This window comes from Huijunlia imazamoxiresistens (assembly GCF_037132455.1).
GTDB classification, from domain to species: domain Bacteria; phylum Bacteroidota; class Bacteroidia; order Chitinophagales; family Chitinophagaceae; genus Flavisolibacter; species Flavisolibacter imazamoxiresistens.
Window position 1 is genome coordinate 1 of sequence record NZ_JBBBEI010000031.1, and the last position, 24,468, is coordinate 24,468.

Genomic DNA, 24,468 nt, shown 5'->3' on the forward strand with positions numbered 1-24,468 from the left:
GATTCGACCGTGGGCTTGTAGCGGTTAAAAGTCAGCAGCGATGGCGCCGTATAATCGAACTGGTAGCTCTGGCCCGTGGTATAACCGGTACCGATGGCATTGGTCACCATGTCGGTAATGCCGGTGCCGCCGTTGCGCAGGTCCAGCCGCAGGCTGCCCGTACCCGAGATGGAGGTGGCCGTTACCTCGTAGGTCGTGCCTTCGGTGCCTACCGGCACCACGGCGCCGGCCGCCAGCATGCCGGTGGTCGTACCGGTAAGGGTGGTCAGGTTGAAGTCCGCGGGGTCCACGCCGGAGACTTTTTCTGAAAACGTCACGCGCCAGGTCACCGAAGTGCCGTTGGTCAGGTTGGTGGCGGGCTGCTGCCAGCTGATGCCGGTAATGGCGGGCAGGGTTTTATCGATGGTGTAGGACTGCCCCGCCTTGAAGCCCGAAAACGTTAAGCCGCCACTGGGGGAAGGGCCGTCGCTGATGCCGCTGCCATAGGAGTCGGTGATGCCGGTGCCGCTGGATTTGAGGTCGAGACGGATCACTTCGGTGGTGGAGATATTGGTCACCGTTACCTCGTAGAGCGAGCCGGTGCCGCCCACCATCATCACCGAACCGGCGGCCAGCGCGCCGCTGGAAGAGCCGCCCAGGTTGGTGAGGGTGAAATCGGCAGGGTCCACGTTATTCACCCGTTCCGAAAAAGCCACCCGCCAGGTAACCGAGGAGGCATTGGTTTGCTCGGTGGAAGGCAGCTGTCGGTTGATGCTCAATACCGTTGCCGGGGGGTCGATGGTGTAGGTCTGGCCCAGGGCATAGCCGCCGCTCAGCGCATTGCCCACCACGTCCTGCAGCAGGGCGGTGGCGGCAACGTCCAGGCGCACGGTGCTGTGCGAGCTGATGCCCGTGGCGGTCACGTCATAGGTGGTGCCGCTGGTGCCTACCGCCGTCACCGTTCCCGGCGCGCCGGTGCGCACGCCGCTGACCGCGCTCAGCGCGAAGTCGGACAGGTCCACCCCGCTCACTTTTTCGGAAAACGTCACCCGCCAGGTCACCGTGGAGGTGTTGGTCGTTTCGGCTACCGGCGCCTGCCGGGCAATGCCGGTCACTACCGGGCGGGTCTGGTCCACATTAAAGGTCTGGCCCGTGGAAAAGCCCCCGGCCAGGCCATTGGTGGCAATATCCTTTATGGCCGTGCCGCTGGTCTTTACGTCCAGCCGCACCGTGCCCGTATTCGTTACGTTGCTCACGGTCACGTCCCAGGTAGTGCCGGCCGTACCAACGGCCACCACCCCGCCGGCGGCCACCAAACCGGTGGTGGTGCCGCTGACCGTGGTGAACAGGAAGTCGGTATTCTTCAGTCCCGTCACCGCTTCGGAGAACACTACCCGGTAGGTCAGGGCGGTGGCGTTATTAGTGGAGGCATCGGGCAGTTGCCGGCTCACGCTTACCACCGTGGGCGCTATTACGTCCAGCGTATAGCTTTCCCCGGAAGTAAAGCCGCTGCTGATGGCATTGGTGGCCACATCGGTGATGCCCGTGCCGCTGCTTTTCAGGTTCAGCCGCAGCTGGCCGTTGCCCGTCAACGCGCTCACGTTAATATCGTAGGTGGTGCTGTCGGCGCCCACCGGTTTAAGGGCATCCGCAGCGATCACGCCTTTGGCGGTGCCGCTGACGGTGGTCAGCGAGAAGTCGGCCGCATGCACGCCCCGCACCGGCTCGTTAAAGACGGCCCGGTACACTACGGAGGTGCCGTTGGTGCTGGTCACGAGTGGGGCGAAGCGTACGATGCTGCCCACCTTGGGAGCCGTTTTGTCCACATTAAAGACCTGGCCCGTCGTGTAGCCGCCGCAGGCGTTCTTGGCCGCATCCACGATGCCGGTACCGCTGGCTTTGAGGTCGAGGCGCAGCAGGCCGCTGCCGCTGACCGAGGTCACCTTCACGTCATAGGTAGTGCCGTCGGTGCCCACCATGTCCAAGTCGCCGGATTCAATGGTTCCTTTTACGGTGCCGGTGGCGGCCACCGGGCTGAAGTCGGCCACGCCGACCGAGGTTACCTTTTCGGAAAATACTACGCGGTATACCAGGGTGGAAGCTTTGGTCAGCTCCGTCAGCGGTGTCAGGCGGGTAATGCCGGTCACGTAGGGAAGGGCATGGTCCACCTGGATGGTCTGTCCCGTGGTGAAGCCGCCGGTGAGCGCATTGGTGGCGATATCGGCGATGCCGGTGCCGGAGCTTTTCAGGTCGAGGCGCAGGTTGCCCGAGCCATTCACGGCCACGCGCACGTCAAAGGCCGTTCCCGTGGTGCCCACGGGGGTGATGGCGTCCGGGGCGCCGGTGACGCTGCCGTCGATGCGGGTCAGGGCAAAGTCGGCGGCCTCCACGCCGGTCACTGCTTCGGAGAAGGTGGCGCGGAATACCAGGGAGGTGGCATTGGTGAGGGTAGCCGTGGGCAACTGGCGGTTGATGCTCAGCAGGGTAGGCGCCGTGCGTTCGATGGTATAGGTTTGGCCGGAGGTATAGCCGGTGCTGAGGGCGTTGCCCACCATATCGGTGATGCCGGTGCCGCTGGCCTTGGTATCCAGGCGCAGGGCGCCGGTGCCGCTGATGCCGCTCACCTTCACGTCATAGGTGGCACCGTCGCTGCCCACCGGCGTCACGGAGGCCACCGACCCGCCCGGTGTACCGCTGGTGGGGGTAACGGTAAAGTCGGCGACATCCACGCCCTTGACTTTTTCGGTAAACACCACCCGCCAGGTAGCCGAGGAGGCATTGGTGGGGTTGGCGGCCGGCAGCTGGCGGGTAGTGCCGGACACCTTGGGCGCGGTGGCGTCGGGGGTGGCCTGCAGCCGCAGGTCGAAGGCCATATCCCCCGAGGTCAGCGAGATCTGGTGCACTTCCACGGCCAGCACGTTGGTACCGGCCACGAAGGCGCTTTTATTGATGGTAGCGGTTTTGGAGAGGGTGGCCGAGGAAGCGGCGAAGGTGGTGTGGGAGACCGACCCGGAGGGCATGTTGTTGCGATAAACCTCGTTGCCGTTCACGTACAGCACGATGCCGTCGTCGAAGTTGAGCGCCGCGGCAAAGCTGCTGTAGCTATCGGGGTTCGCGACCGTGATGGTTTTGCGGAAATAATACGTGGTATACCGGTGGTCTTTGTCGGGGCCGAATCCCAGGGTGGTGGCCAGGCCGTCCATGCCGTAGCCGAATTTCCCGGAGCCGGTTTTCCAGCCGCCGTCGCTAAAGGCGGGCGAGCGCCAGGCGGTGCCCTGGTCCGAACCGTTATCCAGGTATTTCCAGGAATCCTTGTAGGGAATAAGGGTTACCTGGGCGGTGAGGGCGGTGGTCAGCAACAAAGAGCAGAGAAAAAAGAACAGGGATCTTTTCATACTCTGATGGTTTTTAATAGGAATTAAATGTCAGTCCATAAGGCGGGAACAGAGCGCGGCTCTTTCGTAAGGCGGGATCGGGTCAGCACACAGAGCAGGGAAGAACGGTTGGGGATTTGGCAGCGGGCACAGCCCCGTAATCTAGTCGGTCATGGGAACGGAAAGGTCAACAGGAAATCAAAAAAAATCATGCCACCGGCCGGAAACTTTCACGTAAATCCCCTAGAACCTACGCGTAAAAATACGCATCTAGCCCGGCCGCACGGGGCAACCTCCCTCCTCCCCCTCCGGGGCATGGATGCGGCTGCAAACCCTATTGCAGCAATAATCTTACCTGATGTGTCGTCAACGAAAGAAATCCAAAAGGGGCGCCCAAAAAGGGGAAAGCTCTGCCCGGAAGCAACGGCCGTTGGCACCGCCTGCTGACCGGGAACTTACGGTCAGCCATATCCGGCCTACAGCTCAAGGGTTCGGAACCCTGCAAGGCCGTTGTTACAGGAAAGGTCGTTACCTGGGTTCCGAACCCCCTGGAGCAGGCTACGGTTGTGCAAACCGGGTATCCCTGATAAAGGTGGAGTCGGTCAACGTGCGGAGGAAGGAAACCAGGTTGACCTTTTCCACGGACGAAAGCGAAATGCCCGGGGCGACCAGGGGGTCAATGGTAGGGCCCTGCTGCACCTTGCCGGCATAGTGGTCCAGCACGGCTTCCAGGGTCCAGAAACGGCCGTCATGCATGTAAGGAAACGTCAGCGCTACGTTGCGCAGGCTGGGCACCCGGAACCGCAGGGAGTCTTCCCGCCGGGAAGTGATCCGCATGCGGCCATAGTCTTTCAGGGAAGTACTCAGCGGCAGGCCCACGTTGCGGTAGCTGAAGTCGGTAAACAGGGGCTCGGTATGGCAGGTGGCGCACTTGGCCTTAAAGGTTTCGTACCCGGCCTGCTCGTAATAATAAAAAGTGCCTTCGCCCCGCTTCACCTTGTCGTACTTTGAATTGGCCGAGACCATGGGGACCATGAACTGGCTGAGGGCCTTCAGCATCCGCTGCGAATTGATCTCATCGGTTCCGAAGGCGGCCCGGAACTGGCGGGGGTAGCCGGTATCGCGGCGGAGCTTGTCCAGCACATTACTGAGGTCTTCGGCCATTTCGTTGGGGGCGGTGAGGGGCGCCAGTGGCTGCAGGTCGAGGTGGTTTACGCCCCCGTCCCAGTGGAATTCGGCCTGCCAGGCCAGGTTGGCCAGCCCGGGGGCATTGCGGGTGGTGAACTGGTTGTCGAAGCCATGGCTCAGGTCATGCTCGAAGGTGGCGAAGGCGGCAAACTGCTGGTGGCAGGAGGCACAGGGAAAATTGCCGTCTTTGGACAGCCGGCCGTCGTAAAACAGGCGCCGTCCCAGCTCAAAGCCTTCCCGGGTCAGCGGGTTCTCCGCCAGGTTGTACTTTACCGCCGGGAAACCCGCAGGCACCGTAAACGACAAGGGTGTCGGCTCCGTCATCGCCGGCGTACCGGGCTTCCGGCAGGCCCCTACCAACAGGGCGCTGCAGGCGATCAGGCCGGCCAGTAAAGCAATGATATAGTTGGTTCGTTGCATGGCTTTCTTACTCCACTTTTTCCACGGCAAACATGCCGGAATAGTTCTGGGCAATTTTTACCGACAGGGGGCCCGGGGTCATACAGACCGGCGTGGTGGTAATGGACAGGTCGTTGGGGCCCGAAAACCAGCGGGCCACATCGGCCGTGAGGTCTACCCGGGCGGCCCGGCTGTCCTGGGTATTGATGACCGAACCGGATGGCAGGGAAACGGTAACGGCCGTTACCGCATTTTCGGTGCTTTTAAAGCCGCCGATATGGTACTCGAACAGGTTGTTGGGCTGGTTGGACTGGGGCGAATACCCCTCCAGCTTAGCCATGATATAGCCGGTGTTCCAGGTCCAGAACATGCCGTTGGCCGGGTCGAGCGCGCCGGTTTGCGTTCCGCTGACATTCCGCAGGCTGTCCACCCCGAGGGTAAACTGGACCTTGTTGTAGCGGCCGGCGGGAACGTATACCTTTAGGTTGAGGGCGGCCGTATCAAAAGCATTTACCAGAAAATAGGGAACCGGGTCCACAGCGTAGGTCCGGCCGCCCGTTTCGCTGACGAAGCGCAGGGCGCTGACATAAAATTTAAAGGAGCGCACCGTAAAGGTTTCGTTGTGGCCGTTGGTATAGGATACCCCGGCTTGCAGCCCCTGAGCGCCGGACACGGGCCGGAAGTGCAGGGTAACATTGACCGGGCCGGAAGGTGCCGGCTCCTGCTCTTTTTTCCGGCAGCCACAGAACAGCATATAGGCGGCGGCAATAAAAACGGGCAGCGATCTGTTCCGGTAGCGGCTCATGTTTTTTTCTTTCTCCGAAGATAAACCATGGCGGCGGAAAAGCAGAGCGAATATCGATGCACGGCAGTTTTGTACCGCCTGCCGGCCCGATAGCCCCTACTTCCCGGTGCCGGTAGGACCCGGATGCAGGATACTCAAATTGGGACAGGGTTGCACCAGGCCGTTGCCGCTGAACTGCCGGGCTTCTACATTTTCAACGGAAGCGGCATCACTGGCCCCGCAAACTCCCTTAAACCGTATCGGTTGTGGTTTCCATTTCCTTTTTCTGCTGCATCCGCCGGAAGATCCGGTTCCAGCGTTTCTGCCATACTACACCCACGTGTTCGGAGGGGACTTCGTCACCCAGCAGGCGGCCCCAGGGCTTCAGCTCCGCTACCCGGTCGAAGATGATCTTCAGCACCCCGATGATGGGAATGGACAGGAACATGCCCGCTACCCCCCAGAGGGCGCCGCCCAGCAGCACGGCAATGATGGAAACCAGCGCATTGATCTGCACTTTTTTGGAGACGATGCGGGGCACCAGGATGTTGTTGTCAATAAACTGGATAAAGGAATACGCCCCGATGATGACCAGCTGGGTGGAAAAGCCGTCCGCAATGGCCGTCACCGTCAGCACCGGCAGTACAATCGCGATAAGGCCGCCAATGTAGGGCAGCAGGTTGAGGATACCGCCGATCACCCCGATAACGATGGCATAGGGAACGCCGATCAGGAACAGCGCCAGGCTATTGAGCACGCAAACCACGGCCGTTTCCAGCAGCAGCCCGATCATGTAGCTCTGCACCGCGCTCTTGGTCTGGCTCAGCACCTCGGCCACCCTTAGGGAATGGCGTTCCTGGAAGAGCTGGAAGAGGAAGTCCAGGATCAGCGGTTTGTAATACAGCAGCAGGAAAATATAGATGGGCATTAAGACAAAGGCGCTGACCACTCCCAGGATGGTGCCCATGCTGCCGGCCAAAAAGTCGGGACCGTTGTGCAGCGTGTTCTTCAGCGAAGCTACCTGGCGGTCCATGGCGATGCCCAGGTGCTGCTTCGACCATACCTGGAACTCGACCAGCAGGGTCGATAATTTGCGCATCAGCAGCGGTAAGCTGTCGAGGAACATGCCGATCTGGGTGGAAAGGAAATAGAAAAAGCCGCCCAGGGCGGCAATCGCCAGCAGGAGCGTGATCAGGAGGGCGCCCACCTTGGGCAGGCGGCGCTCCAGCCCGCTGTACAGGGGATTCAGCAAAATGGCCGCCAGGGTGGCAAAGCCAAAAGGGATCAGCACCCCGGCCAGGGCCTTCAGGATATACACCAATAACACGAGCCCCAGCAATATTGTGGTGGCCTTAATATAAAAAGGATATTCCCGCACCTGCGCTTTCTTGTTTTGTTCCATAACCACAACCTTATAATAGGGATTTCCCAGGAATAACCGTTTCCCGGAAACTCTGCCTGATGCTATACCTATCAAACAAACATGCCAGTAATGCGCTGAATGCTAATTTTTTGAAAGCTTTCCCGGCACACCTGCAGGGAGGCCGCCCGCCCGGCGGCGGGGAAAGGCTGCGGATTTTTCTGTGCCGAAGCTTGCAGGGTAGCGCTGCCGCCCCTATATTGCAGTTATCTACCTCCATCTGATTGAACAAACAGAAACCTCGCGCAAATTGGAACACCTCTTCCGGCTGTCGCGGCCCCAGGAATAATTATCCGTCGCAGGCAGCCGGAAGCTTTGGTTGGCAGCAAAAAGCCCCGGCATCAACAGGGGCTTTCAACAGTTACTGATTCCGCTTACCGTCTATCGGGCTGGTTGCCGGGCCGGTTTCCCTTTTCCGATCTTGCTTCGTCCTCGGTCATCCCGTCTTCCTGCTTTACTTCATAATCGTCGCCGAAGTCCTCCTTGCGTCCAAAATCGGTCCTGTGTCTTGCATCACGGCTCTGCTCCGTCGACCAGTTGCTTTGATCACGGTTGCCTTGTTCCCTTTCCGAACCGGTTGTCTTATCGGGGTTTGTTGCCATAAAATAACAGTTTGGGTTATTCCTCGAAAATCAATGCCAAAATGCAGCCCCGCCTGCCGGTACCGGCGCCTTTGAAAAGGAAAGGGAAAACGGGAAGTGTTACCATTTTATTAAAAAAAAATAACATTGTGATTTTCTTAGGGAAACGCCGCACGGAAATTGGTAACGTTGCGCATCAAATCCTGACTATGATTCTAGAATTCACCAAAAACATACATTTTACCCGTCTGATCAAGGCTGCCGGCCGGCTCCGCGAATTCAATTTCCGCAAGCTTCCCGACCACCTGTTTCATGTGGATGTGTCCGACGAGCGCGGCAACCGCATCATGTTCACCATGCAGCGGGCCGAAAATAACGACTGGAAGATTGTGGAGGACGCCCCCCTGCCCCAATGGGTCAGCGGCACCGAGAAAGAGCTGAACGACTACATCCTGGCAGCTATCAACTAAAGCGCCTTTCCTAAATATCCCGGCGGCGGGCCTTCCTGCGGCCGGTTGCGTACCTTTCCGCATGCTTCGGCTCTTCGACGTACTGTTGACGATCGTTCACCTGGTCCTCATTGGGTTTAACCTGCTGGGATGGATCTGGCCCGCAACACGCAGGGCCCACCTGGCACTGGTGACGGCTACTGCGGCCAGTTGGTTCCTGCTGGGCCTTTGGTTCGGCCTGGGCTATTGCCCCATTACCGACTGGCAATGGCAGGTAAAAGAACAGCTGGGCGAGCGCCCGCTCCCGAATTCCTTTATTACGTACATGGCCCACCGGCTTACCGGCCGGGAATTTTCCCCTGCGCTAATCGATACGGTCACCCTGGCCTGCTTTGTGGCGGCCGTGCTGCTCTCTCTTTATTTCAACTTCTTTTATCAGCGCCGCCGGAAGCACCGGCACCGGCCATAGGCAAGTTTTGCCCGTAAATGAAAAAAGCCCCGGAGGACCGGGGCTCTTTTTTTCCATGCAGGAATATCTTAATAGCGGCTTTTGAAACCACCACCGCTTCTTGCACCGGCAAAGCCATTGTTGCGGGGCTTGAAGCCGCCAGCGTTGGGGCGCTCTTCTTTCGGCCTGGCTTCAGTAACGCGGATGGTCCTGTTTTCTACAGTAGCACCTTCCAGCTCGGCAATAGCCTTACGGGCAGCCTCGTCGTCGGGCATCTCCACAAAGCCAAATCCACGGGATTTGCCGGTGAGTTTGTCGGTGATTACTTTAGCAGAAGATACTTCGCCATACTCTGCAAAAAATTCTCTTAAGTCTTCATCCTGAACGTTGAAGCTCAAATTGGAAACGTAAATGTTCATACTTGGTTTAAAAAAAATAATTAACAATGATCTGAGACGAGGCAAGAAAGTGAAGGGACTAAATAAACCAGCAGAATAAAAGCAGATTAATTGTACGCTTACTAAATGCAATGCTCAAAATACCTCACGAAGGTAGGGGTATTGGCAGAACAAAAAATATTTTTGAAAAAAACATTTGTTAAGTCTTTCCCTCCCGGAAACTGCCTGGCCCTGCCCCGTTTTTCTCCCTGCCCCCTGCCCCTTCACCGGCTGTCCCGGGCCGTTAATTTTTCCATGCCGGCGGCCCCATTCGGGGAATTATCTTTCCCGGCTGCCTGTCATTCCCTATAAATCTTTTATTTTGAATTCATTTTACGACCTGACGCACATGACGAACCCTCAGCCCCTCCCCCCGCAACCCCTCACGGACGGCTTTATCCAAAGCATGCTGGACGCTTCCATACATGGCATCGTGTTGTTACAGCCGGTGCTGGAAGACGGCCGGGTCACGGATTTTCTGGTCAAAGCCGCCAATGCCGCCCTGAAAGCGCAGCTGGGTTTTGCCCTGGACCTGACCGGCGACCAACGGCTGACCAGCCTGTTCCCGGCCTATAAAGCCTACGGCTTTTTCGACGTTTATGTACGGGCGTTGGAGACGGGACAGGTACAGCGGCAGGAACTGTATTACCAGGACCACCGGCTGGAGGGCTGGTTCGACCTGGGCGTGGCTTACCAGGAGCATGCCGTGGTGGCGACTTTTGTCAACGTCACCTCTTATAAACAGGCGCAGACACAGCTGGAGGAGTCGGTAAAGGAGCTGAAGCGTTCCAACGCCTACCTCGAGGATTTTGCCTATGCCGCCTCGCACGACCTGCAGGAGCCGCTGCGCAAGATCCACTTTTTCGCCGACCGCCTGACCGCCCGCTACCGCGACCAGCTGGGCGAGGAAGGCGCCATGATGCTTACCCGCATGGAAGGGGCCACCAACCGCATGCGCCAGCTGATCGACGACCTGCTGACCTATTCACGGCTCAGCTCCCGCAAAAACCCTTTCGAGCCGGTGCTCCTGCAGGACCTGGTAAAAGATGTGCGGGGAGACCTGGAAACCTCCATACGGGAGAAACAGGCGGTCCTCTCCTTCAGCGACCTGCCCCAGGTAACCGGCGACAAGCGGCAGCTGTACCAGTTGTTTCAAAACCTGCTGAGCAATGCCTTAAAATTCCATAAGCCCGACGAACCGCCCCGTATCGACATCCGCAGCCGGCCCGTCCTGGGCAAGGACCTGCCGCAGATGGTACCTTCTTCCGACCAGCAGCGCGCTTTTCACCTCATCGAGGTAGTGGACCAGGGTCAGGGTTTTGAGCAGGAGAACGCCGAAAAGATCTTCCAGATGTTTCACCGCCTGCATGGCCGCAGCGAATATCCCGGCACCGGCGTGGGACTGGCCATTGCGCATAAAGTGGTGGAGAACCACAAAGGATACATTGCCGCCGAAAGCGAACCGGACCAGGGAGCTATTTTTCGTGTATTGTTGCCGGCACAACCATGAAATGTCGGATGTCGTCTCGCCAAGGGCGAGACGACATCCGACATCCGAAATCTACCCCATCATCCCATCTGCGAGCTGAGCTGATCATCCGTGGTATCGGCATCGCCGGTGTTGCGGTTTTTCGGCGGTTTGCCCTGCAGGCCGCCGAGAAACCGGTCGCAGGCCGGACAATGCACTTCCTTCCGGGCGCTGAGGCCGTACAAATCAATGATCACCGTATCGGATCCTGCTCCCTCCCAGCCGCAGGCGGGACAGCGGACAGCCAATTCGGCAAAGCCGGACTCATCAAACAATTCTTTCATAAATGGTTTTGTAGCCGGAACCGTTGCAAGGATTATACCCGGCAATAAAGGCAGGGTTACGGGCATGAAAAAGCCCCGCCGGAGCGGGGCTTCAGTTCGTATGGATGCCCGCCTGGATGAGCGGGCCTGGATGAAGCCGGGATTACAGGTCCACATTGAACGTCACCACCATAGACAACGGTATCGGCTTTGTAGTAGCCTTACGCGCCTTGGCATGGAGGGTGTAGGTGAGCCGTTTACCGTTTAAATACCCTTTCAGTTCCTGCTGGGGAGAAGGCACGATCTCCTTAAAAGAGGTTTCCGTGGCGGCAATCGGGGTAGACGCAATCTCTACCGGGGTGGGGTTGGAATCTGTGTGAAACATCACTTTTGCCGATTCCAGGTTGCCCAGGTTGTTGTTGGCATCCGTATTCGATGCCGTAAAGGCGATTTTTGTGATCTTAATCGAATTGACCTTGTTGTAGCCAATCTTTCCATCCGACTTTTCCATCACTACGCTGTCGATATTGAGGTACAAGGAAGCCGTGTCGATCGCCAGCACCTGGGTGGTATTGGAAATAACAGGCACCTCTACACTAATCGAACTGGTGGTAATGGGAAAATCCGGAACAACAGCGTCCACTACTTTGTCGCAGGCAGAAAACCCGGTCACAATGGCCGCGAGGGCCGCAAAAACTCCTTTTCTCATAATGGTCAGACTTTTTTAAGGTTAATTTAAGGTTTGATTCAGATAAAGATATCGTAAAAATACTAAGGGCATTACGAAAAATTTAAAATATTAAAAGAAAAAAGAAAAGCGGAAAGCTGTCGGTAAGGTCCGGATCTTGCACTCCTCCGTACCAGTAAACAGCCCTTTCCCACCGCAATCATCATCTATAATTATGCCTACCCGTCAAAGCGCAGGAATTTTGTTGTACCGGTTTCGCGACCGGGAATTGGAAGTCTTTCTGGTACATCCCGGCGGGCCGCTCTGGGCTCATAAGGATACCGGTGCCTGGTCGGTGCCGAAAGGAGAATTTACCGACGAGGAAGATCCGCTGGCCGCTGCCCGAAGGGAGCTTCAGGAGGAAACCGGCTTCCAGGTTTCCGGCCCCTTCTTGCCGCTGACCCCTATTGTACAAAAGGCGGGCAAAAAGGTGGTGGCCTGGGCGCTGGAACAGGACGTGGATGCAGCCGACTTCCGCTGCAGCAGCTACTTCCCGCTGCAGTGGCCGCCCGGATCCGGCCAATGGAAAAGCTTTCCCGAAACCGACAAAGGGGCCTGGTTCGGCCTGGCCGAAGCCCGGGAAAAGATCAACCCGAAGCAGGCGGCGCTACTGGAAGAGCTGCAGCAACTGGCAGGAACGGAAAAGCGGGGTCCTCAATCCGAAATGGAGTAATATTGCGGCTCACAATCCCGAAAAATGAAAAAAATCGTACTTCCCGGCCTGCTGTCCGCCTTCCTGCTGACGGCTGCCGCGGCCGGGGCACAAGCGCCAACGGCCCAGCCGGCACTAACGGCCAAGCAAGCCAAAAAATGGTTCAAGAAAGGCAATTACCTCAACGGCCTGAAACTGAAGCCGCATAAATCCACCAACGCCCAGGAGTTCGCCCGGCAGTATGCCGCCCACCAGCACCTGTGGGACACGGCCTTTGCCTTTTTGAAAAACCACGACCTGGAACAACTGCCCGTAGGCAAATACAAGCTGGCCGGCGACAGTGTCTTTGTCAACGTCACCGAAAACCCGCTGAAAGAGTTCGACAAAACCCAGTGGGAAGCGCATAAAAAATACATCGACCTCCAGTATGTAGCCAAAGGAAAGGAAAAGATGGGCGTTGCTCCCGTGGCCACCGCCACCGTTATCAATCCCTACAACGAAGCCAAGGATGTCGCCAACTTCAAGACCGAAGGAAAGTTCTATATAGCCACCCCCGGCACCTTCTTCCTCTTCTTCCCGCAGGACGCCCACCGCCCCACCATCAAAGTGGATGAGCCCAACGAAAAGAAAGTAGTGGTCAAGATCCTGGTCGCCCAGCAATAGGCAATAGTCAATAGGCAAGTAGGAATTCGTTTATTGGTTCATTGGAATTTGGGGAGGGCTCCTTAATATATAATTGTATGTTTCTCCGCTATTGTCCATTGCCCATTGCCCATTGCTCCTCCTGCAAATGGCATGATATTGCGAACAAGGGAAGGAAACATTTATTGTATGGAAAATCGGGAAAACCAGCAGGGCGCGCAAAGAAACCATCCTTCCGCACCCCAGGAACGGGCCGGCGGCACCGGGACCTCAAGAGGCGACAGCCTCACCCAGGACCCGGAAAGCACGCAGAATATCGACCCAGTGACCATGGATACCCAGAAGGGTAAAAAAGTGGATGCCGACCCGTCGAAAGAAAGCGACCGGCCTGCAGAACAGAACAGATAATAGTTTGTGGTTTGTAGACTGTGATTTGTGGAACCCCGGCAAGTGGTCGTCCTCACCTGTGAGCGGCCCTAACCACCAACCACAAACCACAGTCTACAAACTTAAAAAGGCTCTCTGCAAACCCGCGAACTGTTCATGAAACGTCCCTTTCAACTTTCCGTGGTCTTAAAGCGCATCGAAGTGGCGGTAACGCCTTATCCGAAGGCCGCCATGTTTGAACTGTTCGAGCAGGGGTACACTACGCTCTTCGAACAACTGATCTCCTGCATCGTTTCCATCCGCACGCTCGACGAGACCACCATCCCCGTATCGAAACGGCTGTTTGACGCCGCCCGCACCCCCGCACAACTCCTGCAACTTTCCTTTGCAGAGCTTGAAACTCTTTTGTACGGCTGCACCTTTCCCGGTCAGAAAGCGGCCACCATGCTGGGCATTGCCCGTGCCGCCGTAGAACAATACGACGGTCAGCTCCCGGCCGACTTCAAACTGCTGACCGACCTGAAAGGCGTTGGCCCCAAATGCGCCAACCTGGCCCTGGGCATTGCCGCCGGCCATGCCGCTATCAGCGTGGACGTACACGTGCACCGGGTGGTGAACCGCTGGGGCTATATCCACACCCGGCAACCCGAACAAACTATGCGGGAGCTGGAAAAGAAAGTACCCGAAGAAAAATGGATCGACCTCAACCGCCTGATCATGCCCTTCGGTAAGCATATCTGCACCGGCACCCGTCCTCATTGCTCCACCTGCCCGGTACTGGACTACTGCCAGCAGGTAGGCGTTACCAGCCACCGCTAAAAGCTCCCAATACCGGCGCCCCGGATGTGGAAAAGTTTCCCAACTTCCGTTGCCAAGCTCATCAAAACTGGTATAGGGTTTGCTTTCCGCAGAGACGTTTCCCCTTCCCCTGCTCCAAAATCCAATATTGATGAGCTATTATTTATGGTTGAGCTTCAAAAGCTCAGCAATAAATATTTTTTACCATAGGTCCGGAACGCTCGATGAGTTTGGTTTAATCATTGATGTGGTTCGATACTTCAACAAAAGATTCTATTTGTTGGTAAAATTTCCCCACTGCACCCCTTACTCTGCCTTTAAAAAAGCTTGGCATTTATTTGGGCTCTACTAAACTGTTTTATTGTTTAACCTATAAAAAACATTTGCTATGGCAGAAAACAAGAATCAAAGAAACCCACAAGAGAATTCCGGACGCAGTTCCAACCGGGGTTTCGCTTCTATGGACCCACAACGTCAAAGAGAAATTGCGAGTGAAGGCGGACGCGCTGCACACCAGCAAGGCGTCGCACACGAGTGGACTTCTGAAGAAGCGAGAGAAGCCGGCAGAAAAGGCGGACAAAGCTCCCGTGGCGGTGGCCGTAGCCAACGTGGCTCGCAACAACAAAATGAAAGATCCAGTGAAAACGAAAGCAGCCAGTAATTCATGATCTGCTCAGTGGCAAAAGTGCATTCTACAAGAATGCACTTTTTTTTTGCCTGCAAGCCAATGAGCGAAAAGAGATAAAGAAATAGCTTCGCGGTTTTTATGGCTATAGATATCGTGCAGTTGGTGCTGCTTTGCGTGGTGGCTTTTTGTGCCGGTTTTGTCGATGCCATTGTGGGCGGGGGCGGCCTGATCCAGACGCCGGCGGCCCTGGTGTTGTTGCCGGCGCACCCGGTAGTAACCGTGATCGGGTCGCTGAAGATCCCGGCCTTCAGCGGTACCAGCCTCGCCGCCCTCCAGTACCTGCGCCGGGTGCCCATCCGGTGGAAGCTGGCCACCCTGCTTTGCACCGTCGCCTTTTTCACCTCCTTTACCGGCTCGTACCTCCTGACCAGAGTGAGCAACAGCTTTATGAAACCCCTGCTGCTGGTGGTGCTCACCGCCGTGGCCATCTATACTTTTCGCAAAAAGGATTTCGGACAGCACGAGGCCAAGGACCACTCGCCCCGGCGGGAGCTGCTGTATGCAGTGCTGATCAGCCTGGTGCTGGGCCTTTACGACGGCTTTATCGGCCCGGGTACAGGCTCCTTCCTGCTACTGGCCTTCGTCACCCTGCTCGGGTTCGACTTCCTGCAATCCTCCGCCCATGCCAAGCTGGTTAACCTGGCCACCAACCTGGGTTCCATCACCCTTTTCCTGGCCCATGGCAGCATCCTCTGGGAGATCGCCCTGCCCATGGCAGCCTGCAACGCCCTTGGCGGCGCCGCCGGTGCCCGCCTGGCCCTGGCCAAGGGCAACCGCCTCATCCGCACCTTCTTCCTGATCGTGGTCACCGGAACGCTGTTGCGGTTTTTGTATGATGTGTTCCTGAAATAGTTTCTGAGTTCCTGAGTTGTTTGGATGGATAAATGCATGTTCCTCCAAAGAACTTAGGAACTCAGAAACTCAGGAACTTCTTAACTTGTTCGTATGAAAAAAGTTGCAGTTATCGGCGCCGGCACGATGGGTAACGGCATTGCGCACCTGTTTGCCCAGTACGGCTATTCCGTTTCGCTGGTGGACGTTTCCCCCGCCCAGCTGACCAGGGCGCTGGAAACCATTGCCAAAAACCTCGACCGCCAACTGGCGAAGGGCGCCATCAGCGCCGAAACCAGGGAAGCCGCCCTGCAAAACATTGCGCAGCACACCTCCCTGGCCGCCGGCATACAGGATGCCGACCTAGTAGTGGAAGCCGCCACCGAAAACAGCGAGCTGAAAGGGCGCATCTTCAAAGAGCTCGACGAACAGGCGCCTCCCTCCTGCATCCTGGCCACCAACACCTCCTCCATTTCCATCACCCGCATTGCTGCCGCCACCTCCCGTCCGCAGCAAGTGATCGGGATGCACTTCATGAACCCCGTGCCGGTGATGAAGCTGGTGGAAGTGATCAACGGTTACGCCACAGCGCCGGCAGTGACCGCCGAAGTGGTGGCTCTCAGCCGCCTGCTGGACAAGGTGCCCTGCGTGGTCAACGACTACCCGGGCTTCGTGGCCAACCGCATATTGATGCCCCTGATCAACGAAGCCGTCTGCAGCCTGTACGAGGGCGTGGCGGGCGTGGAGGAGATCGATACCATCATGAAGCTGGGCATGGCCCACCCCATGGGCCCCCTGCAGCTGGCCGACTTTATCGGCCTGGATGTGTGCCTGAGCATCCTGCAGGTGCTGCACCAGGGCTTTGGCCAGCCCAAATACGCCCCCTGCCCCCTGCTGGTCAATATGGTCGCCGCCGGCAAACTGGGCGTCAAGTCGGGCGAAGGCTTTTATACCTATACACCGGGAAGCAAGGAACTGGTGGTGAGTGGGAGGTTCCGGTAAGGTTTACAAGTTTACGGGTTTACGAGTTGCTGGCGCCCGTCAGGAACTCGTATACTCGTAAACTCGTAAACTTGCACATGAATCAAGAAGAGCATCGGTTAGAGAAGAAGGGGATTCTGCGCAACAATCCCTCCCTCGCCCCTTTGAAAGAGCCCGAATTCCGCACGTACATCGTCGCCCGCTTTTTTTACATCATGGCCCTGCGCATGGTGTCGACCGTGATTGCGTACAAGCTGTTCCAGCTGACCAAAAGCTCCTTTTCCATCGGCCTGGTGGGCCTGTCGGAGTTTGTGCCGGTCTTTTGCCTGGCCCTGTATGCGGGGCACATTATTGACCAGTCCGACAAGCGCACCCTGCTGCTCAAGGGCATGCTGTCCTACAGCCTGTGTGTGCTAGGGCTGATCCTGGTCACATCGTCCTTTACCGCTCAGCGGTTGTCGGTAACAGGTATAGAGATGTGCATTTACGGGATCATCTTCCTCACGGGCATCATCAGGGCTTTTGCCGGGCCGGCCACCAATGCCATCCTGGCGCAACTGGTGCCGCGGCCGGTGCTGCACTATGCCTCCAACATCAGCTCCTCCACCTGGCTGGGCGCTTCCATTGCCGGGCATGCCACCGCCGGCTTTTTCATTGCCTGGTTCGGGGTGCACGGCACCTTTTACATTATCCTGGTCTATGTGCTGCTGGCGTCGCTTTTCCTGTCGCGCATCGGCAAAAAGCCGATCCTGGCAGCGAAAACCAACATGCGGGTGTGGGAAAGCATGAAGGAAGGACTGAACTATGTTTTTACACACAAGGTGATGCTGGGCGCCATTTCGCTCGACCTGTTCGCGGTGCTGTTCGGCGGGGCCGTGGCCCTGATCCCCGAGTTCGCGGAACGCATCCTGAGGGTGGGCCCCATCGGCTTCGGCTGGCTGAATGCCGCCGTGGATATCGGCGCGGTGCTGATGATCATTACCCTCACGCTGAACCCGCTGAAACGAAAGCAGGGCACCATCCTGATGTACGCGGTGGGCGGTTTCGGCCTGTGCATCATCGCCTTCGGGCTTTCGGACATTTACTGGATGTCGTTTGCCTCCCTGGTCATTGCCGGCATGCTCGACGGCATCAGCGTCATCGTCCGGGGCAACGTGTTCCAGATGACCACGCCCGATACGATGCGGGGCCGGGTGAGCGCCGTCAACTCGATGTTCGTCAACTCCAGCAACGAGCTGGGCCAGTTCGAAAGCGGCTTTACCGCCCGCCTGATGGGTACCGTCCCGGCCGTGGTCTTCGGCGGTTCCATGACCCTGCTGGTCGTGATCATCGCCTGGTTCAAAGCCCCGGGACTGAGAAAGTTTGAATACTAGCGTTTATTTATTTTGAACCAGCCGGTCCAGCACATGGAACACGATGGGGCAGAAAGAGGCATTCTTTAAAGTAAGGCTTTGCCGTTTGATCAGCACGTCCTCGTCGGTATAAGGGAAGCGGGCACAATCGGAGGGCCGCACCTCGTAAACCGAACAGTAATTGTCGGCGCCCAGGAAGGGACAGGGCGAGGATTTCACCACGAAATCGCCGTCCTCGTCCACCCGCAGGTAGGTATCGATGAAGTCGCTTTCCCGCATCCGCAGGTGTTTGCTGATCCGCTTGACGTCGGGCGTCTTGAAGCGGGGGGAATAATTCTTACAACAGGCAGCACACTGCAGGCAGTCGGTTTGCTCCACCGCTTCGTCGTGCAGGCGGGGCAACTGCTTCAGCACCTTGTTCTTATCGGCCCGCTGAAGAAACTGCTTGAACTGCTTCTGGTGCTCCTTTCCGGCTATGGTCGGCGCTTGAGGCATTTTGCAAAGAAAACGCCTTCCGCTAAAACGGAAGGCGTCTGTTTTATTTTTAAAGAAAGATTACAAGGTTCCAGGGAACTTGTAATCGCGTAAACTTGTACACTCGTAAACTTTAAAGACCTGCCAGACTTTCTTCGATCGCTTTGATCTTCTGTTCGGCATCGGCCTTTTTCTTGCGCTCCAGCTCTACCACTTCGGGTTTGGCGTTCTGCACAAAGCGTTCGTTGCCGAGCTTTTTCTCCACCGACTGTAAAAAGCCCTGCTGGTAAGCCAGGTCCTTGAGCAGTTGCTCTTTCTGGGCGGCCGTGTCCAGGGGTTTTTCGGTTTGCACGTACAGCTTATTGGTACCCACCACTACGGTCAGGCTTTCGGGTACCGCCTCGCTCACGTAGCTCACCTCGTCGGCATTTACCTGCTTGCGCAAAATACCTTCCACGCCGGCAAACAGGGCCTGCTCGGCGGTTTCGATGGACAGCTTCACGGCTTCCCTGGGCTTGATGCTGTTCTTGTTGCGGGTATCCCGAACGGCCGAGATCACCTCTTTCAGGAGCTGGCCCTGCAGCAGCACTTCTTTAGGAGCGCTGCCCGACAGGTCGAACTGGCGCATGCAGAGGTCATCGCCTTCGGCCCGCTGGCGGAGCTGGTGGTAGATCTCTTCGGTCACGAACGGCATGAAGGGATGCAGCAGCTGCATCAGCTCTTCAAAGAAGTTCAGGGTCTGCTCGTAGTCCTGTGTGCTGATGGAGGCTTCCTGGGCCGGCTTCATCCATTCGAGGTACCAGCTGCAGAAGTCGTCCCAGATCAGGGAGTAAATGATTTTGAGGGCTTCGCTCAGGCGGAACTGGCTGTACAGCTCTTCCACCTGCGCCTTCACCTCGTTGAGGCGGCCCTGGAACCATTGCACGGCAAATTGCGGGGCCTGGCCGTCGGTGGCCGGCGCCTGGCGCTCTTCCCACATTTTTACCAGCTTCAGGGCGTTCCACAGCTTGTTGTTAAAGAACTTGCCCTGCTCGCAGCTGCTGTCGTCGAACAGCAGGTCGGTGCCGGCGGGGGCGGCGATCATGATGCCGAAGCGTACGGCATCGGCGCCGAAGCGCTCGATCAGCTCGAGCAGGTCGGGGGAGTTACCGAGGCTCTTGCTCATCTTGCGGCCCTGCTTGTCGCGTACCATGCCGGTAAAGTACACGTGCTCGAAGGGCTTTTCCTGCTTATATTCCATGCCGGCCATGATCATGCGGGCCACCCAGAAGAAGATGATGTCCTGGCCGGTTACCAGCACGTTGGTAGGATAGTAATAGTTGATATCGGGGTTACCCGGTTGGGTGATGCCGTGGAACACCTCCATCGGCCACAGCCAGGAGGAGAACCAGGTATCGAGCACGTCCTCGTCCTGGCGCAGGGAGGCGGCGTCGGTACCGGCCAGCTTGGCCGCTTCTTCGGCGGTTTCGGCCACGTACACGGTGCCCTTGTCGTCGTAAAAGGCGGGAATGCGCTGGCCCCACCACAGCTGGCGGCTGATGCACCAGTCCTTCACGTTCTCGAGCCAGTATTTATAAGTGGCGAGGAAGCGTTCTTCGGGGTGGATCTGCACGTTGCCGCCAACAACGGCTTCCAGGGCCTCGTCGGCCAGGTGGCGCATTTTTACGAACCACTGGGTGGAAATGCGGGGTTCCACCACGGCGCTGGTGCGCTGCGAGAAGCCCAGGCGGGTGCCGTACTCCTCTTCCTTCACCAGCAGGCCTTCGTGGGCCAGTTGCTCCACGGCCTTTTTACGGGCCACAAAGCGGTCGAGGCCTACGAACACTTCGGCGGCCGCACTCAGGGTGCCGTCTTCGTTCAGGGTATCGATGGCGGGCAGGTTGTGCTTCAGGCCCAGGTTGTAGTCGTTGATGTCGTGCGCCGGGGTCACTTTCAGGGCGCCGGTACCGAAGGCGGGATCCACGTACTCGTCGAAGATCACGGGCACTTCGCGGTTTACCAGGGGCACGATCACCCGTTTCCCTTTCAGGAAGCTGTAGCGTTCATCGTTGGGGTTGACGCAGATGGCGGTATCGCCCATGATGGTCTCGGGGCGCTGGGTGGCGATGACGATGTAGTCGGTGGCCTGGTGGCGCACGTCTTGGGGTTCGCCGGCCACTTTATATTTTACGTAGTAGAGCTTACCCTGCACGTCGCGGTATTCCACTTCCTCGTCGCTGAGGGCGGTCTTGGCCTGGGGGTCCCAGTTGATCATGCGGGCGCCGCGGTAGATCAGGCCTTTGTTGTAGAGGTCGATAAACACCTTGATGACGGCCTGGTAGTAGTGGTCGTCCATGGTGAAGTTCACCCGGTCCCAGTCCACACTGCAGCCCAGCTTTTTGATCTGGTGGTAGATGATGCCGCCGTATTTTTCTTTCCACTCGAAGGCATGCTTTAAAAACTCTTCGCGGGAAAGGTTTTGTTTTTTGATGCCTTTTTCTTTTTCCAGCAGCTGAACCACCTTGGCTTCGGTGGCGATGGAAGCATGGTCGCTGCCGGGAACCCAGCAGGCGTTGAAGCCGCTCATGCGGGCTTTACGCACCAGGATGTCCTGTACGGTTTCGTTCAGCGTATGGCCCATGTGCAGCACGCCGGTGACGTTGGGCGGGGGAATGACGACGGTAAACGGCTTCCGGTCGTCGGGTTTACTGTTGAAGTATTTTTTCTCCAGCCAGTGCTGGTACCATTTTTCCTCCACCTGTTGGGGCTCAAAGTTCTTTGAAAGCGTACTCATGCTGTTTTTAAAATTGGAGTGCAAAATTAGGATTCTAATGGCAAACCTCACCCCCGGCCCCTCTCCATCTGGAGAGGGGTGCCCAAATTAGTAGCTTTTCTTACTGGCAGGGAAGAAAAAAAGCCTTTCCTGTAAAGGAAAAGGCTCTTTAAATGATGAAATATTATTGTCCCCGCCAGTAGGATAAAACTGTGGTTTGGGCACCCCTCTCCAGATGGAGAGGGGCCGGGGGTGAGGTGTTAATCCAGGTCCAGCTGGCTGTTGTTGATAAAGTTGACGAGGGCCGCCGCGTTTTTGAGGTTCAGCTTTTTGAGGATGTTGTAGCGGTGCACCTCTACGGTCTTGACCGAGATGTTCAGGGCATCGGCGATCTCTTTGGAGGAGAATCCTTTCTTGATGTAGCCGATGGTTTCAATTTCGCGCTGCGACAGGGAGTTCAGGCCCGTCTGGTTGTCGTCGCCGCCGCTGATCACCTGCTCGGACAGGATGTTCTTGATCTCGTCGCATACATACTTGCGGCCGCTGTTGATCTCCAGGATCGCCTTGAACATTTCTTCGCGGGAAGAGTTTTTGGTCACATAGCCCATGGCGCCCTTCTGCATCATCTTGCGGGCATAGGTCGGCTGGGTATGCAGCGATACGCCCAGGATCTTGGAGGCGGGCGAAAACTTGCGGATAAGCTGAGTGGCTTCAATGCCATTCATGCCCGGCAGGTTAATGTCCATGATCACGATGTTGGGACGCAATTTCTTGGCAAGCTCCACGGCTTCTTCACCGCTGCCACTTTCCGCTACCACGGTAAAACGCGGATCCGTATTCAGAATAAAACTCCAGGTTTCACGTACAAGCGTATGATCATCGGTTATCAGTATCGTTATCTTTTCCATAGTCAATCGGAGTTAAAGGTCGGAATTATTTTTAATATGAACAGGAAAGTTAATACTCAGTTTACAGCCATGGCCCGGAGACGACTGGATTGCCAGGTTCCCGGCGGCCAAATATACCCTATTTTCAATATTTTTCAGCCCTCCTCCCCTGCCGGATGCCTGATTGGCAAAACCCTGCCCGTCGTCGATAATGGTGAGGGTGATAAGGCCCTTGTTTTCACGGATATCGATATGGGCGGCAGTGGCGTCGGCATGCTTCAGCGTATTGTTGATCGCTTCCTGCACGACGCGGAAAACCATCAGCTTCTGATCTTCATCCAGCAGTTGTTCGATATGCGGTTCTGAACGCATCGTTAGCTGGAGTTCGCGGTTGTTATTGATGCCGAGCACATAGTCTTCCAGTGCGTCCTGCAGGCCCAGGTCGCGGATGCTGGGGTCCATCAAGGAACGCGACAGGTGCCGGATCTCGTTGATCACCCGCAACAGGGTGCTGGTGGCTTTGCGGACCAGCTCTTCGCGCAGTGCCTCGTCGCTGAGTGCAATGTCGAGGTAGAGCTTGATGGTGGTCAGCATCTGGTTGACGTTGTCGTGGAGGTCGTTGCCGATCTCCCGGCGTTCGCGCTCCTGGATGTCGATGGAGGCTTGGCTGATCTGCTTTTGCTTGTCCAGTTCCTTCTGCAGCAACTGTTGTTCCAGCTTCTTGCGGTCGGTAATATCCTGGGCGGCCCCGGTGACGCTTACAGCCTTTCCCTCTTCGTCCTGAACGGCGATGCCGCGGTCGTACACGAAGGCGTAGGTGCCGTCGTCCTTGCAGAAGCGGTATTCCACTTCAAAGGTGCCGGCGGAGGCGGCCTGCACTACTTTTTTCAGGGCCTTGCGGACGGCAGGACGGTCTTCGGGGTGGATACGTTTCATCCAGGCCGTCATCTTGCGGATGCCGGTGCCGTCGGCTACGCCATAGACGCGCCGCAGGCCTTCGGTGCTGCGGGCAAAGGTGCCGGCGGCCACGTTCCATTCCCAGATCATGTCGGAGGTAGCCTGCGATACCAGGTGAAAACGGCGGTTGCTGGCGTGCAGGTCCTGCTCGGCCTGTACCTTTTCGGTAATGTCCTTGAGCACCACCAGGCGGGCTTTCCGCCCGTTATAGTCCAGCAGGCGGCCACGGAGCTCCACGGTAATGTAGTCCCCGTTCTTTTTCCGGTGCTGCAGGCTAGGGAAACAATAAACCTCTTCCCCGTATTCCTGCCCGGCGGTGGCAAGGATGGTTCCCTCACTCTGCGGCCGGCACACCTGGGGCAGCGTCATTTGTAGGAACTCCTCGCGGCTGTAGCCGTAATGCCGGACCACGGCCTCGTTGACGTCGAGGAATTGAAGCGACTCGTGGTCGATGATCCAGGAAAGCGCCGGGTATTCGCGGAATAAGCGAAAATATTGTTCGTGCGAACGGCGAAGCTCTTCCGCCGCCAGCACATTGGCGGTAACGTCCTGCACCAGCACCAGGCCATAATCCTTATTGCCGACGGGAAAGCAATACCGCGTCAGGTGCACATAGATGGTTTCCCCGTTTTTCTTTTTCAGGCGGAGGTTTTCATAATCCACCCGGTCCTTTTCCTTGTTTTGCTGCACCATCTCCTGCACCTCCTGCCGGTCCTCGGAGGGGAGAAAGTCCAGGATCGTCATTTCCGCGAATTCGGCGCGGGTATAGCCGAAATGGAAGGTGGCGGCATCGTTGACCTCGCTGATGGCCAGGGTATCCCGGTCGAAGGTCCACATGGGAAGCGGGTTGTAATAAAAGAGGTTCTTATAGGTTTCCTCGACCTTGCGGCGCCGGGCGATCTCGGTATGGAGCCCCACCATGGGGGAGTAATACATTTCCTGGCCGGGCAGGTGTTCCCAGCTACCCGGTAGGGGGTGTTCCAGCACTTCCCGGGAAGGCTGCTCGTTCAGGGGCAGCAGTTCCCGTTCGCGGGCGGGAAGCGGGATGATGGTGGTGCAGGTGCCCTCCATATTGTCTTCCTCGAAGGGCACCGGTTGCAGGGTGCAGAAGATGAGGCCGTGACGGGTGCGGGCGCTGAGGGTAAGATCGGCGTTGCTGTGGTTGTTTTCCTGTGCCAGAAAGGGAATATAGTGGGTATCGGCCGAGGGGAAAAGGTCGGCAAAGTGCTGGTGGGACAGGTCTTCCCGGGCATAGCCAAAGAGGTCGGCAGCAGCTTTGTTGCCCCAGAGCAGTTCGCCGTGGTGATTCCAGAAAATAACCGCGGCGGCGCAATAGTCCAGCATCCTTGCCTTGCCGGGGGGGAAGACGGGGTGCAGGTGTTTTTCAGAAGAATTGGATAAACCGGGTACAGACATGGACAGGAAATAGGAATTTAATAACTTAAAGATAGGTTGCTTCCAAAAAGCAGCAGTGAAATCAAGCTCCTTTT

General features: G+C 57.1%; 23 protein-coding genes. 11 read left to right on the top strand and 12 right to left on the bottom strand.

Going from position 1 to position 24,468, the window contains the following annotated elements; genetic code table 11:
- The 5 genes from V9K67_RS23390 to V9K67_RS23410 form a co-directional block, all read right to left on the bottom strand.
- Positions 1-3,374 (bottom strand): beta strand repeat-containing protein (locus tag V9K67_RS23390; RefSeq protein ID WP_432205902.1); only part of this gene is annotated, 3,374 nt, incomplete at its 3' end.
- Between the two features lie 537 nt (positions 3,375-3,911).
- On the bottom strand, positions 3,912-4,961 hold the full coding sequence (locus V9K67_RS23395; RefSeq protein ID WP_336726862.1) for a cytochrome-c peroxidase: 1,050 nt from the start codon (positions 4,959-4,961) through the stop codon (positions 3,912-3,914).
- A 7-nt stretch (positions 4,962-4,968) separates the two neighbouring features.
- On the bottom strand, positions 4,969-5,745 hold the full coding sequence (locus V9K67_RS23400) for an MbnP family protein (RefSeq protein WP_336726865.1): 777 nt from the start codon (positions 5,743-5,745) through the stop codon (positions 4,969-4,971).
- 229 nt (positions 5,746-5,974) lie between these two features.
- Positions 5,975-7,126: an AI-2E family transporter gene (locus V9K67_RS23405; RefSeq protein ID WP_336726867.1), complete on the bottom strand. Its 1,152-nt coding sequence runs from the start codon at positions 7,124-7,126 to the stop codon at positions 5,975-5,977.
- Between the two features lie 392 nt (positions 7,127-7,518).
- Entirely contained in the window at positions 7,519-7,746 is a 228-nt protein-coding gene (locus V9K67_RS23410; RefSeq protein ID WP_336726870.1) for a hypothetical protein, read from the bottom strand.
- Between the two features lie 188 nt (positions 7,747-7,934).
- Between V9K67_RS23410 and V9K67_RS23415 the strand changes: the two genes are divergently transcribed.
- Together V9K67_RS23415 and V9K67_RS23420 are read left to right on the top strand one after the other, a co-directional pair.
- A complete protein-coding gene (locus V9K67_RS23415; protein WP_336726872.1) occupies positions 7,935-8,195 on the top strand; it encodes a hypothetical protein in 261 nt (86 codons plus the stop codon).
- 61 nt (positions 8,196-8,256) lie between these two features.
- The gene (locus V9K67_RS23420; RefSeq protein WP_336726875.1) at positions 8,257-8,643 is read left to right on the top strand and encodes a DUF2784 domain-containing protein; all 387 of its coding nucleotides are present in this window, start codon (positions 8,257-8,259) and stop codon (positions 8,641-8,643) included.
- A gap of 68 nt (positions 8,644-8,711) precedes the next feature.
- Here the strand turns inward: V9K67_RS23420 and rbp are convergent, their stop codons facing one another.
- Positions 8,712-9,041 carry an RNA-binding regulator gene (rbp, locus tag V9K67_RS23425; RefSeq protein ID WP_336726877.1) on the bottom strand — a complete coding sequence of 110 codons (330 nt, stop codon included), beginning with the start codon at positions 9,039-9,041 and terminating at the stop codon, positions 8,712-8,714.
- Between the two features lie 340 nt (positions 9,042-9,381).
- On the opposite strand from rbp, the gene V9K67_RS23430 reads away from it, so the two are divergent.
- Positions 9,382-10,569: a sensor histidine kinase gene (locus V9K67_RS23430; RefSeq protein WP_336726878.1), complete on the top strand. Its 1,188-nt coding sequence runs from the start codon at positions 9,382-9,384 to the stop codon at positions 10,567-10,569.
- 59 nt (positions 10,570-10,628) lie between these two features.
- On the opposite strand, the gene V9K67_RS23435 is transcribed toward V9K67_RS23430, so the two are convergent.
- On the bottom strand, positions 10,629-10,871 hold the full coding sequence (locus tag V9K67_RS23435; protein WP_336726880.1) for a hypothetical protein: 243 nt from the start codon (positions 10,869-10,871) through the stop codon (positions 10,629-10,631).
- A gap of 142 nt (positions 10,872-11,013) precedes the next feature.
- Positions 11,014-11,559, bottom strand: a complete 546-nt coding sequence (locus V9K67_RS23440; protein ID WP_336726882.1) for a hypothetical protein — start codon at positions 11,557-11,559, stop codon at positions 11,014-11,016.
- A gap of 193 nt (positions 11,560-11,752) precedes the next feature.
- Between V9K67_RS23440 and V9K67_RS23445 the strand changes: the two genes are divergently transcribed.
- The 8 genes from V9K67_RS23445 (at position 11,753) to V9K67_RS23480 (ending at position 17,929) form a co-directional block, all read left to right on the top strand.
- Positions 11,753-12,250 carry an NUDIX hydrolase gene (locus V9K67_RS23445; RefSeq protein WP_336726885.1) on the top strand — a complete coding sequence of 166 codons (498 nt, stop codon included), beginning with the start codon at positions 11,753-11,755 and terminating at the stop codon, positions 12,248-12,250.
- Positions 12,251-12,274: 24 nt separating this feature from the next.
- Complete coding sequence (locus V9K67_RS23450) at positions 12,275-12,892, top strand: NanQ anomerase/TabA/YiaL family protein (RefSeq protein ID WP_336726888.1); 618 nt, start codon at positions 12,275-12,277, stop codon at positions 12,890-12,892.
- A 168-nt stretch (positions 12,893-13,060) separates the two neighbouring features.
- On the top strand, positions 13,061-13,279 hold the full coding sequence (locus V9K67_RS23455; RefSeq protein ID WP_336726891.1) for a hypothetical protein: 219 nt from the start codon (positions 13,061-13,063) through the stop codon (positions 13,277-13,279).
- Positions 13,280-13,414: 135 nt separating this feature from the next.
- Complete coding sequence (locus V9K67_RS23460) at positions 13,415-14,077, top strand: endonuclease III domain-containing protein (RefSeq protein WP_336726892.1); 663 nt, start codon at positions 13,415-13,417, stop codon at positions 14,075-14,077.
- 367 nt (positions 14,078-14,444) lie between these two features.
- A complete protein-coding gene (locus V9K67_RS23465) occupies positions 14,445-14,717 on the top strand; it encodes a KGG domain-containing protein (protein WP_336726894.1) in 273 nt (90 codons plus the stop codon).
- Positions 14,718-14,822: 105 nt separating this feature from the next.
- Entirely contained in the window at positions 14,823-15,596 is a 774-nt protein-coding gene (locus tag V9K67_RS23470; protein ID WP_336726895.1) for a sulfite exporter TauE/SafE family protein, read from the top strand.
- Between the two features lie 93 nt (positions 15,597-15,689).
- Entirely contained in the window at positions 15,690-16,577 is an 888-nt protein-coding gene (locus tag V9K67_RS23475) for a 3-hydroxyacyl-CoA dehydrogenase family protein (RefSeq protein ID WP_336726896.1), read from the top strand.
- A 77-nt stretch (positions 16,578-16,654) separates the two neighbouring features.
- Entirely contained in the window at positions 16,655-17,929 is a 1,275-nt protein-coding gene (locus V9K67_RS23480; protein WP_336726898.1) for an MFS transporter, read from the top strand.
- A 3-nt stretch (positions 17,930-17,932) separates the two neighbouring features.
- Here V9K67_RS23480 and V9K67_RS23485 read toward each other — a convergent pair whose 3' ends face one another.
- The 4 genes from V9K67_RS23485 to V9K67_RS23500 all read right to left on the bottom strand — a co-directional run bounded on the left by V9K67_RS23485 (position 17,933) and on the right by V9K67_RS23500 (position 24,394).
- Positions 17,933-18,403: a YkgJ family cysteine cluster protein gene (locus V9K67_RS23485; RefSeq protein WP_336726899.1), complete on the bottom strand. Its 471-nt coding sequence runs from the start codon at positions 18,401-18,403 to the stop codon at positions 17,933-17,935.
- A gap of 112 nt (positions 18,404-18,515) precedes the next feature.
- Complete coding sequence (locus V9K67_RS23490; protein WP_336726901.1) at positions 18,516-21,155, bottom strand: valine--tRNA ligase; 2,640 nt, start codon at positions 21,153-21,155, stop codon at positions 18,516-18,518.
- A gap of 239 nt (positions 21,156-21,394) precedes the next feature.
- The gene (locus tag V9K67_RS23495; protein WP_336726902.1) at positions 21,395-22,042 is read right to left on the bottom strand and encodes a response regulator; all 648 of its coding nucleotides are present in this window, start codon (positions 22,040-22,042) and stop codon (positions 21,395-21,397) included.
- 12 nt (positions 22,043-22,054) lie between these two features.
- The gene (locus tag V9K67_RS23500) at positions 22,055-24,394 is read right to left on the bottom strand and encodes a PAS domain S-box protein (RefSeq protein WP_336726904.1); all 2,340 of its coding nucleotides are present in this window, start codon (positions 24,392-24,394) and stop codon (positions 22,055-22,057) included.
- Positions 24,395-24,468: the final 74 nt, after the last annotated feature.

Excerpts from the sequence above, each read along its gene's own strand:
- V9K67_RS23440 (WP_336726882.1), bottom strand. The coding sequence starts at position 11,559 with ATGAGAAAAGGAGTTTTTGCGGCCCTCGCGGCCATTGTGACCGGGTTT.
- V9K67_RS23450 (WP_336726888.1), top strand. The coding sequence starts at position 12,275 with ATGAAAAAAATCGTACTTCCCGGCCTGCTGTCCGCCTTCCTGCTGACG.
- V9K67_RS23410 (WP_336726870.1), bottom strand. The coding sequence starts at position 7,746 with ATGGCAACAAACCCCGATAAGACAACCGGTTCGGAAAGGGAACAAGGC.
- V9K67_RS23455 (WP_336726891.1), top strand. The coding sequence starts at position 13,061 with ATGGAAAATCGGGAAAACCAGCAGGGCGCGCAAAGAAACCATCCTTCC.
- V9K67_RS23420 (WP_336726875.1), top strand. The coding sequence starts at position 8,257 with ATGCTTCGGCTCTTCGACGTACTGTTGACGATCGTTCACCTGGTCCTC.
- V9K67_RS23495 (WP_336726902.1), bottom strand. The coding sequence starts at position 22,042 with ATGGAAAAGATAACGATACTGATAACCGATGATCATACGCTTGTACGT.
- V9K67_RS23460 (WP_336726892.1), top strand. The coding sequence starts at position 13,415 with ATGAAACGTCCCTTTCAACTTTCCGTGGTCTTAAAGCGCATCGAAGTG.
- V9K67_RS23415 (WP_336726872.1), top strand. The coding sequence starts at position 7,935 with ATGATTCTAGAATTCACCAAAAACATACATTTTACCCGTCTGATCAAG.
- V9K67_RS23445 (WP_336726885.1), top strand. The coding sequence starts at position 11,753 with ATGCCTACCCGTCAAAGCGCAGGAATTTTGTTGTACCGGTTTCGCGAC.
- V9K67_RS23480 (WP_336726898.1), top strand. The coding sequence starts at position 16,655 with ATGAATCAAGAAGAGCATCGGTTAGAGAAGAAGGGGATTCTGCGCAAC.
- V9K67_RS23470 (WP_336726895.1), top strand. The coding sequence starts at position 14,823 with ATGGCTATAGATATCGTGCAGTTGGTGCTGCTTTGCGTGGTGGCTTTT.
- V9K67_RS23500 (WP_336726904.1), bottom strand. The coding sequence starts at position 24,394 with ATGTCTGTACCCGGTTTATCCAATTCTTCTGAAAAACACCTGCACCCC.
- V9K67_RS23465 (WP_336726894.1), top strand. The coding sequence starts at position 14,445 with ATGGCAGAAAACAAGAATCAAAGAAACCCACAAGAGAATTCCGGACGC.
- V9K67_RS23395 (WP_336726862.1), bottom strand. The coding sequence starts at position 4,961 with ATGCAACGAACCAACTATATCATTGCTTTACTGGCCGGCCTGATCGCC.
- V9K67_RS23435 (WP_336726880.1), bottom strand. The coding sequence starts at position 10,871 with ATGAAAGAATTGTTTGATGAGTCCGGCTTTGCCGAATTGGCTGTCCGC.
- V9K67_RS23400 (WP_336726865.1), bottom strand. The coding sequence starts at position 5,745 with ATGAGCCGCTACCGGAACAGATCGCTGCCCGTTTTTATTGCCGCCGCC.
- V9K67_RS23490 (WP_336726901.1), bottom strand. The coding sequence starts at position 21,155 with ATGAGTACGCTTTCAAAGAACTTTGAGCCCCAACAGGTGGAGGAAAAA.
- V9K67_RS23405 (WP_336726867.1), bottom strand. The coding sequence starts at position 7,126 with ATGGAACAAAACAAGAAAGCGCAGGTGCGGGAATATCCTTTTTATATT.
- rbp (WP_336726877.1), bottom strand. The coding sequence starts at position 9,041 with ATGAACATTTACGTTTCCAATTTGAGCTTCAACGTTCAGGATGAAGAC.
- V9K67_RS23475 (WP_336726896.1), top strand. The coding sequence starts at position 15,690 with ATGAAAAAAGTTGCAGTTATCGGCGCCGGCACGATGGGTAACGGCATT.
- V9K67_RS23485 (WP_336726899.1), bottom strand. The coding sequence starts at position 18,403 with ATGCCTCAAGCGCCGACCATAGCCGGAAAGGAGCACCAGAAGCAGTTC.